Source organism: Neoroseomonas eburnea (genome assembly GCF_018129005.1).
GTDB lineage: Bacteria > Pseudomonadota > Alphaproteobacteria > Acetobacterales > Acetobacteraceae > Neoroseomonas > Neoroseomonas eburnea.
Map to the genome: position 1 here is coordinate 1 of NZ_JAAEDL010000081.1, position 1,193 is coordinate 1,193.

Annotated in this window: 1 protein-coding gene; it reads right to left on the reverse strand. The window is 74.7% G+C overall.

Going from position 1 to position 1,193, the window contains the following annotated elements:
* On the reverse strand, window positions 1-1,193 hold a 1,193-nt coding region (locus GXW74_RS27725; protein ID WP_211850162.1), incomplete at both ends, for a S1 family peptidase.

Sequence of the window (1,193 nt, forward strand, 5' to 3'; positions counted from 1 at the left end):
GGGTGTCGCCGGCGACGGGGCTCCGCCCGGCAAGGCCGGGGGGGCGGCCGGGGCCGCCGGCGCCCCGGGCGTCGCCGGAGCCGCCACCGGCGCCGGCTGGCAGGCGCCGGTCAGCTCGGCCACCGTCACGCCATTGGCCGCCAGGAAGGCCAGCACCGCCTCCACCTTCTGCGCGTAGGAGACGCGTTCCCCCTGCTCCGCGTTGAAGAAGCCGAAGGTGTTCACGCCGACGACGCGGCCGCAGCGGTCCACCAGCGGACCGCCGGAATTGCCGCGGCTGATCGCCGCCGTATGCGGCATCACCGTCAGGCCAGAGGGCAGGTTCTGCACCGCGCTGACCAGCCCGTCCGTCACCGCGAGTTCCGGAATGGCCTGCGCATTGCCGTCGAGCAGCGCGCGGAAATTCGCATCCGTCTGCATGATCGCCTGCGGGAAGCCGGCAGCGATCACGGGGTCGAGCCGGCTCGCCACCCGTGTCAGGCCGAGCGGGTTGAGCGCCGGAGCGTCCGCCGGCAGGCGCAGCAGCGCGAAATCCGGCCGGCCCGGTTGCGGGTCCGGCGTCTGCGCCGCGACCTGCACCGTCACCGGCCGCCCGAGGCGGCGATTGACCACGTAGACGCGCGCGGGATCGATGCTCGCGACGACATGCGCATTGGTGACGATGACGCCCGGCGCGACGACGAAGCCCGTGCCGGTACCCACCCCCTGCCCGTTCGCCAGCGGCCCGAGCACCAGCACCGTCGCCTGGTCGAGCAACTCGATCAGCGTGCCCTGGAAGGCCTGCTGCCCCTGCGGCGTCGGCGGCAGGGAGGAGGGCTGCATCGGCGTGATCTGCGGCGGCGTCAGCGGCGAGAGGCCGAAATCGCCCGGCCGGCAGACATCGCCGGCGAGCGCGGCACGCGCCTGGTCGATCTCCCGCCGCAGCGCGTCGTTGGTCTCGCGCTGGCGGGTGACCTGTTCGGCGATGCGGCCTTCGTCGGCGACATGCGCGACCAGCCGCTGCTGCGAAATGCGCTCCGAGATCAACTGCCAGCCGAGCCAGAAGCCGAGCCCGAGGAAGGCGAGCGCCACCAGCACGCCGACCGGCAGCAGCCACCAGTTCCAGGCGGAGCCGGTGGCGCGCGCCGCCGGCACGGCGGCGGCGCCGATCGGCGCGGCGGGCGGCGGCAGCGGGGCAGCGACGGGACGGGGCG